Source organism: Ferrovibrio sp. (assembly GCF_017994015.1).
Taxonomy (GTDB): Bacteria; Pseudomonadota; Alphaproteobacteria; order Ferrovibrionales; family Ferrovibrionaceae; genus Ferrovibrio.
The window spans coordinates 136599-152191 of the sequence record NZ_JAGOLP010000004.1 but is presented as its reverse complement, the minus strand read 5'-3'; the positions used below and the strand labels follow the sequence as shown (position 1 = coordinate 152191).

Annotated in this window: 17 protein-coding genes; 2 read left to right on the top strand and 15 right to left on the bottom strand. The window is 62.9% G+C overall.

Features of this window, described 5'->3' with window-relative positions; genetic code table 11:
• Positions 1-27: 27 nt before the first annotated feature.
• From glpK to KBB36_RS04430, 15 genes are all read right to left on the bottom strand, one after another.
• Positions 28-1521 carry a glycerol kinase GlpK gene (glpK, locus tag KBB36_RS04500; protein ID WP_290977431.1) on the bottom strand — a complete coding sequence of 498 codons (1494 nt, stop codon included), beginning with the start codon at positions 1519-1521 and terminating at the stop codon, positions 28-30.
• Between the two features lie 4 nt (positions 1522-1525).
• Complete coding sequence (locus KBB36_RS04495) at positions 1526-1774, bottom strand: DUF1272 domain-containing protein (protein WP_290977429.1); 249 nt, start codon at positions 1772-1774, stop codon at positions 1526-1528.
• 75 nt (positions 1775-1849) lie between these two features.
• Positions 1850-2245, bottom strand: coding sequence for a DUF805 domain-containing protein (locus KBB36_RS04490; RefSeq protein WP_290977427.1), 396 nt, complete (start codon positions 2243-2245; stop codon positions 1850-1852).
• 97 nt (positions 2246-2342) lie between these two features.
• Entirely contained in the window at positions 2343-2951 is a 609-nt protein-coding gene (gene ureG, locus KBB36_RS04485; protein WP_290977509.1) for an urease accessory protein UreG, read from the bottom strand.
• A gap of 5 nt (positions 2952-2956) precedes the next feature.
• The gene (locus KBB36_RS04480) at positions 2957-3637 is read right to left on the bottom strand and encodes an urease accessory UreF family protein (RefSeq protein WP_290977425.1); all 681 of its coding nucleotides are present in this window, start codon (positions 3635-3637) and stop codon (positions 2957-2959) included.
• Positions 3638-3639: 2 nt separating this feature from the next.
• Positions 3640-4155 carry an urease accessory protein UreE gene (locus KBB36_RS04475; protein WP_290977423.1) on the bottom strand — a complete coding sequence of 172 codons (516 nt, stop codon included), beginning with the start codon at positions 4153-4155 and terminating at the stop codon, positions 3640-3642.
• Between the two features lie 99 nt (positions 4156-4254).
• A complete protein-coding gene (gene ureC, locus KBB36_RS04470; RefSeq protein WP_290977421.1) occupies positions 4255-6024 on the bottom strand; it encodes an urease subunit alpha in 1770 nt (589 codons plus the stop codon).
• 4 nt (positions 6025-6028) lie between these two features.
• A complete protein-coding gene (locus tag KBB36_RS04465; RefSeq protein ID WP_290977419.1) occupies positions 6029-6346 on the bottom strand; it encodes an urease subunit beta in 318 nt (105 codons plus the stop codon).
• A 104-nt stretch (positions 6347-6450) separates the two neighbouring features.
• Positions 6451-6753: an urease subunit gamma gene (locus KBB36_RS04460; protein ID WP_290977417.1), complete on the bottom strand. Its 303-nt coding sequence runs from the start codon at positions 6751-6753 to the stop codon at positions 6451-6453.
• Positions 6754-6787: 34 nt separating this feature from the next.
• A complete protein-coding gene (urtE, locus tag KBB36_RS04455; protein WP_290977415.1) occupies positions 6788-7483 on the bottom strand; it encodes an urea ABC transporter ATP-binding subunit UrtE in 696 nt (231 codons plus the stop codon).
• Between the two features lie 3 nt (positions 7484-7486).
• On the bottom strand, positions 7487-8299 hold the full coding sequence (urtD, locus tag KBB36_RS04450) for an urea ABC transporter ATP-binding protein UrtD (protein WP_290977413.1): 813 nt from the start codon (positions 8297-8299) through the stop codon (positions 7487-7489).
• 4 nt (positions 8300-8303) lie between these two features.
• Positions 8304-9461 (bottom strand): urea ABC transporter permease subunit UrtC, encoded by a 1158-nt coding sequence (gene urtC, locus KBB36_RS04445; protein WP_290977411.1) that lies wholly within the window; start codon positions 9459-9461, stop codon positions 8304-8306.
• A complete protein-coding gene (gene urtB, locus KBB36_RS04440) occupies positions 9454-11409 on the bottom strand; it encodes an urea ABC transporter permease subunit UrtB (protein ID WP_290977409.1) in 1956 nt (651 codons plus the stop codon). The genes urtC and urtB overlap by 8 nt, the downstream gene beginning before the upstream one ends.
• 101 nt (positions 11410-11510) lie before the next feature.
• The gene (gene urtA, locus KBB36_RS04435; RefSeq protein ID WP_290977507.1) at positions 11511-12737 is read right to left on the bottom strand and encodes an urea ABC transporter substrate-binding protein; all 1227 of its coding nucleotides are present in this window, start codon (positions 12735-12737) and stop codon (positions 11511-11513) included.
• Positions 12738-13070: 333 nt separating this feature from the next.
• Positions 13071-13964: an urease accessory protein UreD gene (locus tag KBB36_RS04430; protein WP_290977407.1), complete on the bottom strand. Its 894-nt coding sequence runs from the start codon at positions 13962-13964 to the stop codon at positions 13071-13073.
• Between the two features lie 66 nt (positions 13965-14030).
• Between KBB36_RS04430 and KBB36_RS04425 the strand changes: the two genes are divergently transcribed.
• Both KBB36_RS04425 and KBB36_RS04420 read left to right on the top strand, forming a co-directional pair.
• On the top strand, positions 14031-14855 hold the full coding sequence (locus KBB36_RS04425) for an ABC transporter permease (RefSeq protein WP_290977405.1): 825 nt from the start codon (positions 14031-14033) through the stop codon (positions 14853-14855).
• Between the two features lie 2 nt (positions 14856-14857).
• Positions 14858-15592 (top strand): ATP-binding cassette domain-containing protein, encoded by a 735-nt coding sequence (locus KBB36_RS04420; RefSeq protein WP_290977403.1) that lies wholly within the window; start codon positions 14858-14860, stop codon positions 15590-15592.
• Position 15593 lies beyond the last annotated feature (1 nt).

Sequence of the window (15593 nt, the reverse complement as noted above, 5' to 3'; positions counted from 1 at the left end):
TCGCGCCTGGAAGTATCGCCGGGCGGCCTATTCCTGCCCGCTCAGCACCCGCTTCACTGCAGCCTGCCAGCCGCCATAAAGCTGCTGGCGCTGTTCAGCGCCCATGCGCGGCTCGAAACGGCGTTCGCATTGCCAGGCATAGGCTACGGCATCAAGCCCGGCATAAACCCCGGTGGCCAGGCCGGCGAGATAGGCCGCGCCCAAAGCCGTGGTTTCGATCACGCGCGGACGTTCCACCGCCACGCCCAGCATGTCGGCCAGGAACTGGCACAGCCAGTCATTCGCCACCATGCCGCCATCCACCCGCAAAGCCGTCGGCGTGGCGGCGCCATCTGCTGCCATGGCACTGACCAGATCACGGGTCTGATAGGCCACGGCTTCGAGCATGGCGCGGGCGATATGGGCGGCGGATGAATCCAGGGTCAGGCCAAGAATGGCGCCGCGCGCATTGGCATCCCAATAAGGCGCACCGAGGCCGACAAAAGCCGGCACCACATAAACGCCATGGCCATCCGGCACACTGGCGGCAAGCGCTGCGGTTTCGGCCGCATCCTTGACGATGCCAAGCTTGTCGCGCAGCCATTTCACCCCGGCGCCGGCAACAAAGATCGAGCCTTCCAGGGCATAAGTCGGCTTGCCATTGAGCCGATAGGCCATGGTGGTGAGCAGACGGTGTCGCGACAGCACCGGCTTATCGCCGATATTGACCAGGGCAAAGCAGCCGGTGCCATAGGTGCTTTTCATCATGCCGGGCGCAAAGCAGGCCTGGCCGAAAGCCGCCGCCTGCTGGTCGCCGGCAATGCCGGTGATCGGGATCGCGGCGCCGAGCAGATCGGGCAGGGTGGCGCCGAATTCACCCGAGCAGTCGCGCACTGCCGGCAGCATGGCGCGCGGCACGCGGAATAGTGCGCAGAGTTCATCATCCCAATCCTGGCGCGTGATATCGAACAGCATGCTGCGCGAGGCATTGGTGGCATCCGTCGCATGCACCGCGCCTCCGCTGAGGCGCCAGAGCAGGAAACAATCGATGGTGCCGAAGCAGAGTTCGCCGCGTTCGGCCCGCGCCCGGGCACCCGGCACATGATCGAGCAGCCAGGCGATCTTGGTGGCGGAGAAGTAACTATCAATCAGCAGGCCGGTCTTGCGCTGCACCAGATCGGTGGCGCCGGCATCACGCAGGGATTTGCACAGATCGGCGGTGCGGCGATCCTGCCACACGATGGCGCGATGGATCGGCTGGCCGCTGGCGCGTTCCCACACCACGGTGGTTTCGCGCTGATTGGTGATGCCGATGGCGGCGATATCCTGGCCGCGCAAGCCGGCCCGGGCCACCGCCTCGCGCAGCACCGCCTGGGTATCGCGCCAGATATCCTCCACATCATGCTCCACCCAGCCATCGGCCGGGTAATGCTGCGGAAATTCACGCTGGGCCACGCCGCAAACATTGCCGGCGGCATCAAACACGATGGCGCGCGTCGAGGTCGTGCCCTGATCGAGGGCAATCACATGCTGCTTGTTCATGATTTCACTCTGCTGCCGCGCAACCCTGCGGCTTCACTTTACGCTCTGTGGTGGCTGGGAATTTCAGCAGTTTTTCGGCCGGGCGGATCGGCCGCCGCAGCAATTCGCCGCCGCAATTGGGGCAATGGCCGGCAAGCGTGCCGCTGGTGCAATCGGCGCAGAAGGTGCATTCAAACGAACAGATCATCGCCGCCCGGCTTTCAGGCGGCAGATCACGGCCACAGCATTCGCAGGCCGGGCGCAGTTGCAGCATGGCGTTCTCCCTCATTCCAGGGCGCCAATTTAGCAACCGGCGCCGGGCCGCGCCATTACAACAGCAGGAATTTGCTCAAGCCTGGCCCAGGGCGGCCGGCGCAGGCGCGGCGGCCGCTGGCGCCAGCGGATCCGGCCCATACCGGTTATCCCCGACATCGCCGGGAATAAAGAACAGCGCGATATAGAAGATGATGCCAACCACCGGGATCAGCGTGATGAAAATGGCCCAGCCGGTCCAGCCGAAATCACGGCAGCGCTGCGCGCCGACGAAGCAACCCGGAATGGCAAGCACGATGGCCGCCACCCAGATCAGTACCTCCGCCAATCCTGCCGAGCCGAATGCAACAACGCCAAGCACCGTCATCGCGACGATGTACAACATCAACCAGGCGAGACTGAACAGGACATAGGATTTGCGGTTGCGGCGGCCCGACGCCACGAACAGATCGGAAAAAGCCGGCTTGGACATGATTCCCCCTCAGAATCGGCAATAAACCGCTACATTATGAGGGTAAATCTTATGGAAAACAAAGCTTAAAAGTGTGCTTTCCGCGAATTGCTGAACCTCAGGCCGTCAGACCGCCGCTTTTCAGGATGAAGCTGGCAATCTCGTCCACGCCCTTCAATTCCTTCAGATTGGAGAAAATGAACGGCCTGGCGCCGCGCATCTTGCGCGCATCGCGGTCCATCACCTCCAGCGAGGCGCCGACCAGCGGGGCGAGGTCGATCTTGTTGATCACCAGCAGATCCGAGCGGGTGATGCCCGGGCCGCCCTTGCGCGGAATCTTGTCGCCGGCTGAGACGTCGATGACATAGATAGTGATATCGGCCAGTTCGGGGCTGAAGGTGGCGGCCAGATTGTCGCCGCCGCTTTCCACAAAGATCACATCCAGGCCGGGGAAACGCTGCTGCATGTCGGCCACGGCGGCAAGGTTGATCGAGGCATCCTCGCGGATTGCGGTATGCGGGCAACCGCCGGTTTCCACCCCGGCAATGCGCTGTGGATCGAGCGCGCCGGCGCGGGTGAGGAATTCGGCATCCTCCTTGGTGTAGATGTCATTCGTCACCACGGCGATGTTCCAATCGTCGCGCAGATGGCGGCAGAGCCGCTCGACCAACGCCGTCTTGCCCGATCCGACCGGGCCGCCGATGCCAACACGCAGGGGGTTTTTCATTTCAGTCATGAGCGGAACAGCCTCGTATACTGCGTTTCGTGATTCATCGATGCCCAGTCTAGCATGGGCGCGGCGCTGGCCAATCGGTCGAGCGGCTGGGCCAAAACCTTGGGCAGCAGAACGGCCACCACCGGGGCCAAGGCGGCCAGCGCCTTCTGGCCATCGGTCTGGCCCAGCGGGATGATCCGCACCGCCGCCGAAACCAGATTGGCGGCAAAGCCATGCAGATAGCCGGCAATCAGCGGCGCCACCGGCACCTGCTGCAAACCGCCGGCCAGGCCGAGCGCGATGGGCAGCGCCAGCGGCCGGCCTTTGCGCCGCGCGGCAAAGGCCTCCAGCCCTGGATGCGGCCAGGCGGCGCGCGTGATGGTGAGAAACGAGCCGCCCTGCTGCGCGCTTTCCAACGCCATTTCGCTGGTGCCGCGCCAGGCGGCGGCGAGATCGGCCAGGTCATCCAGCTTGTCGGCATCGGCACTGGCCGCATGCGCCTCGCGCAGCAGCACCGCATCCACCCAGGCGGCACCATGGCGCAGCAGATGCGTTAGCCAGATAATCAGCGTGGCACGATCCCGCACCAGCCCAGCCTCGATGGCATATTCCAGGCCATGGCTGTAGCTGAAGGCGCCAATCGGATAACTGGGACTGAGCCAGGCCAGCAGGCGGTAAAGCCCGGCTTCGTCAAGCATGGTCAATCATGCGTATGCCAGGTGCCATCGGCATGCTGGTGGTATTTTGAGCCATGGCCGAAGGGATGCTTCGGATCGTGGTTATGCTGGCCATAGGCGCCGCCCTCCGGCTCGAACGGCGCCAGCACCGGGCGCACGCTGGCGCCCAGGCCCTTCAGCATGTCGATGATGACATGATCCTCGCCGATCAGGATGCGCTCGGCCTGGATTTCCGCCGGCAAATGGCGGTTGCCGAGATGCCAGGCCAGCCGCGCCAGCGAAATGCCGGGGCCGGGCAGGATTTCCACCAGCGGCTCAGGCGCGGCGATCACCTCGACATAGCCGCCGCCAGCCAGCTTCAGCCCCTCGCCATGATGCAGCACACGCGCTTCCGGCAGGTCGAGCAGAAAATCCAGGCCATGATCGCCGCAGAGCCGGATGCGGCGGCGAAAGCGATCATGATGCGGCAGGGTCACACTGTCGCGGCGCTCAGATACTGGCCATTGCCCGGCGGGCAGGATTTCTGCGGCTCGATCCATACTCGCAACCTCACTCCGTCGTCATTGCCGGGCTTGACCCGGCAATCTCGTCACCAGATGCGCGGATCAAGTCCGCGCATGACGCTGTTGTTATCCTTATCAAAACAGGAAATAGCGCTGCGCCATGGCCAGCTCCTGGGCCGGCTCGCAGGTCAGCAACTGGCCATCGGCGCGCACTTCATAGGTTTCGGTATCCACCTCGATATGCGGCATGTAATTGTTCAGCACCATGTCCTGCTTCTTCACGCTGCGGGTATCCTTCACCGCCAGCAACGGCCGGCTGAGGCCGAACTTGCCGGCGATGTCGTTCTGCAAACCCGCTTCCGAGACAAACAACACGCTGGATTGCACCAGGTTGCGGCCGAAAGCGGCGAACATCGGCCGGTAATGCACCGGCTGCGGCGTCGGGATAGAGGCATTCGGATCACCCATCGGGGCTGCCGCGATGGAACCGGCTTTCAGCACCATGTCGGGCTTGACGCCGAAAAAGGCCGGCGACCAGATCACCAGATCGGCCAGCTTGCCCACCGCCACCGAGCCGACATGCTGCGCGATACCCTGGGCCAGGGCCACGTTGATGGTGTATTTGGCGATATAGCGCCGGGCGCGGAAATTGTCGTTATCGCCACTTTCCTCAGGCAGCCGGCCACGCTGCTTCTTCATCTTGTCGGCGGTCTGCCAGGTGCGGATGATCACCTCGCCCACCCGGCCCATCGCCTGGCTGTCCGACGACATCATCGAAAAGGCGCCGAGATCGTGCAGAATATCCTCGGCGGCGATGGTTTCACGGCGGATACGGCTATCGGCGAAGGCGACATCTTCAGGGATGCGCGGATCGAGATGGTGGCACACCATCAGCATGTCGAGATGTTCGTCCACGGTATTGACCGTGTAGGGCATGGTGGGATTGGTGCTGCTGGGCAGCACGTTTGCCATGCCGGCAACGCGGATGATATCCGGCGCATGGCCGCCACCGGCGCCTTCGGTGTGGAAGGCATGGATGGTGCGGCCCTTGAAGGCAGCGATGGTGTCTTCGACAAAGCCGCTTTCATTCAGCGTGTCGCTGTGGATCGCCACCTGCACGTCATGCTTTTCGGCCACGGTGAGGCAATTGTCGATCGCTGCCGGCGTGGTGCCCCAATCCTCATGCAGCTTCATGCCGCAGGCGCCGGCCAGAATCTGCTCTTCCAGGGCCTGTGGCAGCGAAGCATTGCCCTTGCCGAAAAAGCCCAGATTCATCGGGAAGGCTTCCGCCGCCTGTAACATGCGCATCAGATGCCATGGGCCTGGCGTGCAGGTGGTGGCGCTGGTGCCGGCAGCCGGGCCGGTGCCGCCGCCCATCATGGTGGTGACGCCGGAAAACAGCGCTTCCTCGATCTGCTGCGGGCAGATAAAATGGATATGCGCGTCAATGCCGCCGGCCGTGATGATCTTGCCTTCGCCGGCAATCGCCTCGGTGCCGGGGCCGATGATGATATCCACGCCGGGCTGAATATCCGGGTTGCCGGCTTTGCCGATGCCGACGATGCGGCCACCTTTCAGGCCGATATCGGCCTTCACGATGCCCCAGTGATCCAGGATCAGCGCATTGGTGATCACAGTATCCACCGCGCCTTCTTCGCGTGTGCGCTGGCTCTGGCCCATGCCGTCGCGGATCACCTTGCCGCCGCCGAATTTCACTTCCTCGCCATAAAGCGGCACATTGGCGGAATAGCCATCGGTGCGCGGCCGGCCGGCAGCCACCGGCGGCGTGGCGGTGAAATCCTTTTCCACCTCGATGATCAGATCGGTATCGGCCAGGCGCAGGCGGTCGCCCACCGTGGGGCCATACATGCCGGCATAGGCGGCGCGGGAAATGCGGTTTGCCATTGTTTCAGCCCTCGCCCTTCAAGCTGCCCTGCACATCGCCGCGAAAGCCGAACACGGTGCGCGACCCGGCAAAGGCCACCAGTTGCACACTGCGCGTCTGGCCCGGCTCAAACCGCACGGCGGTACCGGACGGAATATCCAGCCGGCAGCCATAGGCCTTATCGCGGTCAAAATGCAGCGCCGGATTGGTTTCGAAGAAATGATAATGGCTGCCAACCTGGATCGGCCGGTCACCGGTATTGGCAATATCCAGCGTCACCGTGGCGCGCCCGGCATTCAATTCGATCTCGCCTGGGGCGGGAAAGAGTTCACCTGGGATCATGTCGTATTCTCCCCCATTCCATCGTCATGCCCGGGCCTGACCCGGGCATCCAGACCCCCGGGGTCAAGCCCGGGGGTGACGCTTTCATTGCAATTTGGCGGACATCACCGGATCGGCTGGTGCACGGTCACCAGCTTGGTGCCGTCCGGGAAGGTGGCCTCCACCTGGATATCGTGGATCATCTCGGCGATGCCGGGCATCACCTGATCGCGGCTCAGCACGGTGGCGCCATCGCGCATCAATTCTGCCACGCTGCGGCCATCGCGGGCGCCTTCCACCACAAAATCAGTGATCAAGGCCACTGCCTCGGGGTGATTCAGCTTCAGGCCGCGCTCCAGCCTTCGCCGTGCCACGATGGCAGCCATCGCCACCAGCAGCTTGTCCTTTTCGCGGGGCGTGAGATTCATGCCGCCCGGCCTCCCCTGCCGCTATTGCCTGAAACTAGACGGTAAGATAGCCGCGAACGTCGTCGCCATCCATAGCCTCGGGGCCACCCGAGACCATCACTTCACCACGCTGCAACAGCACAAAGCGGTCGGCCAGGGCGCGGGCGAAGTCGAAATACTGCTCCACCAGCACAATCGCCATGGTGCCGCGCCCAGCCAGTTGCTGGATCACCCGGCCAATATCCTTGATGATCGAAGGCTGGATGCCTTCGGTGGGTTCGTCCAGCAGCAGCAGCCGCGGTCGCGTGACCAAGGCCCGCCCGATCGCGAGCTGCTGCTGCTGACCCCCCGAAAGATCGCCGCCCCGGCGGTTCCGCATATCATGCAAAATCGGGAACAGGGCGTAGATTTCCTCATCGATACGGCGTTCGCTGCGCGGCAGCGGCGCCATGCCGGTTTCCAGATTCTCCTGCACGGTGAGGCGCGGGAAAATCTCGCGGCCCTGCGGCACCATGGCGATGCCGCGCCGCGCCCGTTCATGCGGCTTGAGCCGGCTGATATCCTGACCTTCCCACATGATGCTGCCTGAACGCACCGGCTGCAACCCCACCAGAGCGCGCATCAGCGAGGTCTTGCCGACGCCGTTGCGCCCCAGCACGCAGGTGATCTTGCCTGGCTCGGCGCTGATCGAGACATCGCGCAGGGCGTGGCTGGCGCCGTAATAGAGGTTCAATCCTTCGGCTTGCAGCATCTGTCAGCGCCCCAGATAAACTTCAATGACCCGCTGGTCATTCTGCACCATGTCCAGGCTGCCCTCGGCCAGCACACTGCCTTCATGCAGCACAGTGACCCGGGCGCCGAGATCGCGGACAAATTCCATATCATGCTCCACCACGATCAGGGTGCGCTGGCCCACCAGGGTCAGGATCAGTTCGGCGGTGGCCTTGGTTTCGGCATCGGTCATACCGGCCACCGGCTCGTCGAGCAGGATCAATTGCGTGTCCTGCACCAGCAGCATGCCGATTTCCAGCCACTGCTTCTGGCCATGGCTCAAGGCACCCGCCAGTTCCGTGACCCGGCCCATCAGGCCTACCGTATCCAGCGCCCAGGCAATGCGATCCACCGCTTCGCCATCGAGCCGCGACATCATTGTGCGCAAGGCACCGCGCGGCGCCTTCAGCGCCAGTTCAAAATTCTCAAAGACGCTAAGATGCTCGAACACGGTAGGTTTCTGGAATTTGCGGCCGATGCCGAGATTGGCAATCGCGGTTTCATCCAGCTTGGTCAGGTCGACACGACCGGCAAACAGTACTTCGCCGGCATCCGGCTTGGTCTTGCCGGTGATTATATCCATCATCGTGGTCTTGCCGGCACCATTCGGGCCGATCACGGTGCGCAATTCGCCCGGCGCCACGATCAGCGACAGGTTGTTGATGGCGCGGAAGCCGTCAAACGACACCGAGACGCCATCGAGATAGAGCTGGCTGTCGGAGACACGCGGCTTGTCGGTCACGTCATCTGGCAGGCCGGCCTTGGGTTCATGTTCGGTTTTCAGCAACGCATTCATCGCCCTACTCCCCCGGCGCCTTGTTGTTCGCCAGATAGGCGGCACGCTGCGCCCGCCAGGCCTTGACCTGGCCGACCATGCCGACCACGCCCTTCGGGAACAGCAAAGTGGAGGCGATGAACAGCGCACCAAGCACAAACAGCCACAGATCGGGCGCCGCCCCGGTGAGCCAGGTTTTCACCAGATTGATCAGCACGCCGCCGAGCATGGCGCCATAGAGCGTGCCGCGACCGCCAACCGCCACCCAGATGGCAATCTCAATCGAATTGGCCGGCGAGAATTCGCCCGGATTGATGATGCCGACCTGCGGCACGTACAGCGCACCGGCAATGCCGGCCAGCACTGCCGACAGCACAAAGGCAACCAGCTTGGCATTGGTGACCGAATAACCGAAGAAACGCACCCGGCTTTCAGCATCGCGCACCGCCAGCAGCACACGGCCGAGCTTGGAGCCGGTGACATAGCGGCAGAGCAGGAAGCAAATGCCCATCGCCAGCACCGAAGCGATATAAAGGCCGATGCGGGTGCTCGGCGCCTGCACATTGTAGCCGAGGATTTCCTTGAAATCGGTCAGGCCGTTATTGCCGCCAAAGCCCATATCGTTGCGGAAGAAGGCCAGCAGCAGGGCAAAGGTCATCGCCTGGGTGACGATGGAGATATAGACGCCGGTGACACGGCTGCGGAAGGCGAACCAGCCCAGCACCAGGGCGAGCAGGCCGGGCACCACGATCACCATCAGCATGGCAAACGGGAAATGCTCAAAGCCCTGCCAATACCACGGTAATTCCTTCCAGTTCAGGAACACCATGAAATCCGGCAATTCGGCATTGCCATAAACGCCGCGCGTGCCGATCTGGCGCATCAGATACATGCCCATGCAATAGCCGCCCAGCGCGAAGAAGGCGCCATGGCCCAGGCTGAGGATGCCGGCATAGCCCCAGACCAGATCGAGGCTGAGCGCCAGGATGGCATAGCAGGCATATTTGCCGAGCAGCGGCACCAGATAATCCGGCAGATGCAGCAGCGAGCTATTGGCCGGCAGCGTATTGAGCAGCGGCACCACCACCAGCAACAGGAAGCCGATGCCGAGGAATAGGGCCCAGCCACGCCGATCAAGCAGCGGACGGGGCTTGGCGAGAGCGAGCAAGTCTTCCTTAGGCATCGGCGGAACGTCCCTTGGCGGCGAACAGGCCACGCGGCCGTTTCTGGATGAACAGGATGATCGCCACCAGCACCACAACCTTGCCCAGCACGGCACCGGCCACGGGTTCCAGCAGCTTGTTGACGATACCGAGCGTCATGGCACCGACCAGCGTTCCCATCAGGTTGCCGACGCCGCCGAACACCACGACCAGGAAACTATCGACGATGTAGATGGTGCCGAGATTGGGCGACACGTTGCCGATCTGACTGAGTGCCACGCCGGCCATGCCGGCAATGCCGGAGCCGAGCGCAAAGGTCATGGCATCCACCCGCGCGGTGGGAATGCCCATCACGCTGGCCATGCTTCTGTTTTGCGTCACCGCCCGCATATGGAGGCCAAAACTGGTGCGGCGCAGGATCAGCGCGATCAGCCCCAGCACCAGGAAGCAGAACACGATGATGATGACCCGGTTCCAGGTGACATCAAAACCGCCGATCAGTTCAAACGAGCCGGTCATCCAGCTTGGATTGGACACTTCCTTGTTCGGCGCACCGAAGATGCTGCGCACCATTTGCTGCAAGATCAGGCTGACACCCCAGGTCGCCAGCATGGTTTCCAGCGGCCTGCCATACAGGAAGCGGATCACGCCGCGTTCAATGGCAATGCCAAAAATGGCAGCAGTGAGGAAAGCCACCGGCAAAGCAGCCACCAGATAAGCGCCGAACCAGGCCGGCGGCAGATAGGCGCGGAATATCTCCTGCACCACAAAAGTGGCATAGGCGCCGATCATGATCATTTCGCCATGCGCCATGTTGATCACGCCCATCACGCCGAAAGTGATGGCAAGGCCAACAGCGGCCAGCAGCAGAACCGAACCCAGGCTGATGCCCTGGAAGATGTTGGCAAACCAGCCAATCACCGTCAGCTTGCGCTGCACCGAGGTGAAAGCCACCTGTAATGCCGCCTTCACATCGGGATCGGCTTCGGCATTAAGCCGCGCTTGCAGCATCGAGCGGATACGCAGGTCGGTGGCGCCCGAAAGCACCGCCACGGCGGCCAGCTTGCGCTGTTTGTCAGCGGCGGGATCAGCAATATCGGAAGCCGCCAGAGCCAGCGCCATTGCCTCCTTGGCCTGGGCATTGGTTTCCTTGGGCGTCACTTCGCGCAACAGGGCCACAGCATCCGGTGTGGCACCTTCCAGCAGCACATTGGCAGCGGCACGGCGCTGTGCGGCTTCGGGGCTGAGCAGGCCAAGCCGGCCAACCGCCTCGCGCAGCGCGATGCGCAGATTGTTGTTGACCACAATAGGATCAAGCTCGGCATTGCTGGCAAAGCCGGCATCTTCCAGCGTGGTGGCCAACGCCAGGCTTTGCTGGTTGCCGCTGCGCGTGGCGATCACCACGGCACCATCGCTCTTGCGGGTGAACAGGCGACCATCGGTCAAGGCCCGCAGCACCGGCATGGCGCGGGCATCGCCCAACTGGGTCAGCACCTCGATGGCCTTGCCCTTGGCGGCAAAATCATCGGCATTCAGCGCCGTGACGGCGGAAGCAAAATCCTTTGGCGTGTCGTCGCTGGCGGCACCCACACCGGCAGCGCTGAGTTCGGCCTTGGCCGTATCAGACAGTTCAAGCAATTCGAGATCGGCCGGGTCGGCCATATCCTCAACATCGCCGGTGGCGGCATTGGTCACCACGATCATGGCACCATCCGGTTCGCCAATCACGATGGCGCCATCCGCACTGCGGCGATACAGCCGGCCGGCGGCAAGCGCGGCCAATGCCGCCTTTGCCTGCGGCGCATCACTGGCCATCAGCGCCTCGATGGCGGGTTTCGGATCGCTGTCGGTGAGGCCCGAAAGCAGCTCGGTCATATCCTGCGCCCGCGCCGCCGGCACAATAAGCGCGCTGGAAAGCAACGGCAGCAACAGCAAGGCGAACAGGAGAAGGCAACGACGCAGAGCCACGGTGCGCACTCGCTTTTTATTTATGGAATGGCTTGGCTAAATCGAGACGGGGTGGGTAAACGGGCCGGCGGATCAAACCGCCGGCCCGTCGCCCGGGAGGCTTACTTGTACTTCGGCTTCTCGCAATTGCCGCAGACCCACGGATAGGTCCAGTCGGCGGTCAGCTTGGCGCTTTCCGGGATGTACTTCGACCAGGCATCGGCCTTCACCGGACCCTTGGTCTTCCACACCACGTTGAACTGGCCATCGGGGCGGATTTCACCGATATAGACCGGCTTCGACAGATGGTGATTGGTGTTCATCGTCGAGACGAAACCGCCCGGCGCCTGGGTCTTCTGGCCATACATGGCCTGGCGCACGGCATTCACGTCGGTGGTGCCGGCCTGCAACACGGCCTGGGTCCACATCTTGAAGCCGATATAGGTGGCTTCCATCGGATCGTTGGTGACGCGCTTGTCGCTCTTGATGTAGGTCTTCCACTGCTTGATGAAGGCATCGTTGACCGGGCTCTTCACTGACTGGAAGTAGTTCCAGGCTGCCAGATGGCCGACCAGGTCCTTGGTGTCGATGCCGGCGAGTTCTTCCTCACCCACCGAGAAGGCCACCACCGGAATGTCCGACGCCTTGATGCCGGCATTCGACAGTTCCTTGTAGAACGGCACGTTGGCATCGCCATTGATGGTCGAAACCACCGCAGTCTTCTTGCCGGCCGAGGCGAACTTCTTGATATCGCCCACGATCGTCTGCCAGTCGGAATGACCGAACGGCGTGTAGTTGATCATGATGTCTTCCTGCTTGACGCCCTTCGCCTTCAGGAACGACTCCAGAATCTTGTTGGTGGTGCGCGGATAGACGTAGTCGGTGCCAGCCAGCACCCAGCGCTTCACTTCGCCGCCTTCCTTGCTCATCAGGTATTCCACCGCCGGAATCGCCTGCTGGTTCGGCGCCGCACCGGTGTAGAACACGTTCTTCGAGCTTTCCTCGCCCTCATACTGCACCGGGTAGAACAGCAGGCCGTTCAGCTCTTCAAAAACCGGCAGCACTGACTTGCGCGACACCGAGGTCCAGCAGCCGAACACCACGGAGACCTTCTCCTTGGCCAGCAGCTCGCGCGCCTTTTCGGCGAAAAGCGGCCAGTTGGAAGCCGGGTCGACCACCACGGCCTCAACCTTCTTGCCGAGCAGACCGCCCTTCTTGTTGATATCATCCACCATCATCAGGACGGTGTCCTTGAGTGTGGTCTCAGAGATCGCCATGGTGCCGCTCAGCGAATGCAGCACGCCGACCTTGATCGTATCCTGGGCTTGCGCGGTAGCGGCAAAGCCCATGCTGGCCACCAGGCCCAGCGCTGCCGCCGTGTTAAGGATGCGTCCCATTAATCCCTCTCCGTTTGGTTTGCCGCTCCCCCCGGGACCGGCTGCGTGGGATTTAAAGGCAAGAGGCGTGCCAAGCCGCGCCCCGGCGCGCACTACCGCACCTAGAGTCTTGATTTCGCAACTGCAAACAGGGATTCCGCTCTGCGGAACAGGCGCCTGTTTCCGAGTCAGCGCGCCGCAAGCCCAGGCATTGGCCGGACCATTCTGTTCCGGAATTAGGCACAAAGCCTAAATTTGATTAAATTTTAAACAGACAAATGTAACTGTATGGAATTGAGGCAATGATTATCTGAGCCACAGCCTGGGCATGGTATCGGCCCAGCCGGCCTGATGCCGGCAATAGCGCCAGACTTCGGCAAAGGCGCGGCGCAACAACAGCGGATCGCGCCCGAGCAGCCTCAGCAAGATAAAGCCATCCAGCCGCGTGGCGCCGCCGCGCAGGCCGGAATGTTGCTCCAGGATGGCGCGCAGGCCTGCCAAAATCTCGGTGCAGCCGGTTTCGGTCGCAAAGCAGGGACGGGCAAAAATCAGGCTGGCCTGGGCCACCGCGCCGTCAAAACCCGCCGGTGCGGCCAGCAAGGCGGCGATATCGCCGTCTATACCCTGGCGCTCGGTCCAGACCAGGCGACCGGCGCGGCGCAATTCCCACAGATCAAACAAGCTGCCTTGCTCAAACCGCTCGCCACGCGCCACACGGCCATAAACCAGCATGTCGCCGATCAGGGCTTCGGCCTCCGGATCAAGATTGATGCTGGTGCGGCGGGCCAGCCGGGCGCCGTTGAACAGGATGGTCTCCTGCGGCAGCCATTCCAGCCAGGCGCCGGAAGCAGCCGATAATTCCTGGATAACTTCGGTTTCGTTATCGGCGGCAGCCGAGCGGTAGAGCTTTTCGGCGGCCTGGGCCATGGCCGCCAGCTTGGCGCCCGGCTCCAGCGTCAGACTCAGTTTCAGCCGGTCGCCACCGGTCAGGCCACCCGAGGTGGTGACCAGCACGAGGCTGGCCGGCTCGCCCGGCTCAGGCAGCGGCAACAGGGCGCGCCCCGGATCACTTTGGTAGAGATCAAGCAGCCGGGCGCCGGTTTTCATGCCCGGCAGCGCGGCGCCAAAGCATGCCGTCACGCCGCCATCGCCACGTTGCAGCCGGGGCCGCTGCTCCTTAAGCCCTGATTCAGACATCATATGGCAGGATTAGACGGATTCCCGACCATACGGAAGCGCCAGCCCGAATTTCGGGAAATACTAGGAATGAGCGCAAATGCCGGCTATATCTCGCCGAACATGACCCTTGCCCAGAACACCTATACTGCCGGCCTGCTGGCCAATCTGCGCTTCGCCGTCTTCACGGCGGGCGTGGATATTGCTGCCAGTTTTCGCCGCACCGGACTGGGCACGCTCTGGGCCAGCCTGGGCCTGGCGCTGGCGACGGCTGCGATGGGCACGCTGTTCGGCACCGTGCTGCGCCAATTGCTGCCGGATTACGACCAGTATGTCCCCTATCTGGTGGCCGGCATGATCCCCTGGGCGCTGCTTGCCGGCATGCTGCATCAGGCGGCCGGCCAGACCTGGCAATATATGGCACAACTGCGCCATGCCGCCCTGCCGCTGCCCGCCATCATGCTGCGCATGCTGCTGCGCCACATGCTGATCATGGCGCAGAATATCGCCCTGGCTGTGCTGGCTCAGATCTTCCTGCTTGAAACCGTCAGCCTGGCGCCGCTGCCGCTGCTGCTTGGCAGCCTGTTGCTGATCGCCAACACGGCCTGGATTTCCCTCTTGCTGGGCATGCTCTGCGCCCGCTTCCGCGACATGCCGCAGCTTGTTGCCTGGACCGTGCATCTGGCGTTTTTTCTCACACCGGTTTTGTGGCCGGCCTATTTTCTCAGCCGCTTTGTCTGGCTGGCCGAGATCAATCCGCTTTTCCAGTTTGTTGAACTGGTCCGCCGCCCGCTGCTCGGCCAGGAAGTGGCGCCGCTGACCTGGCTATGCTGCGCGCTGCTGCTGGTGCTGGGCGGCAGCGTCACCACCCTGCTCTATCATCGCCTGCGCTGGCGCCTGCCCTACTGGACCTGACCATGACGGCAGCAGCCCTCAGCTTTGACCATGTCAGCATCGACTTTCCGATCTTCTTCGCCTCGGAACGCTCGCTGAAACGCAACCTGCTCGGGCCGCAGGGCAGAATTCACCGCGTCACGGCGCTGAATGATGTCAGCCTGGCCCTGGGCCGTGGGTCGCGCACCGCTTTGCTGGGCGGCAATGCCTCGGGCAAGACCACATTGCTACGTGCCGCCGCCGGCCTGCTGCAACCCAATCAGGGCCGCATTTCCCGCGCCGGCCGCGCCTTTGCCGTGCTGAATGTCGGCCTTGGCCTCGATCCGGATTTATCCGCCTACAACACCGCCGTGGGCCATGGCCTGCTGGCCGGTCATGACTTCAAGGAAAGCCGCCGCCGCGCCGATAGCGCCATGGCATTTGGTGAACTGGACGACCTCGCCGCCGACACCCCGCTCAAGCTGCTCGGTCCGGGCCAGCGGCTGCGGCTCGGCACCGGCATTGCCGCCGCGCTGGAAGCCGAAACCCTGTTGTTTGATGAAGTGCTGGAACATGCAGGGCCGGAATTCCTTGACCGCCTGGCGCAGCATCTGCGCCAGGGACCGCCGAGCAATGGCGCCGTGTTGATGGTGGAGCGTGCCGCCGGCCTGCTGGCGCGGTTCTGTGATCGCGCCATTGTGCTGGAACAGGGCCGCATCACCGATGAAGGCGACCTTGCCAATGTGGTGCAGCGCCATGCCGGGCGTTATGTGATCTGAG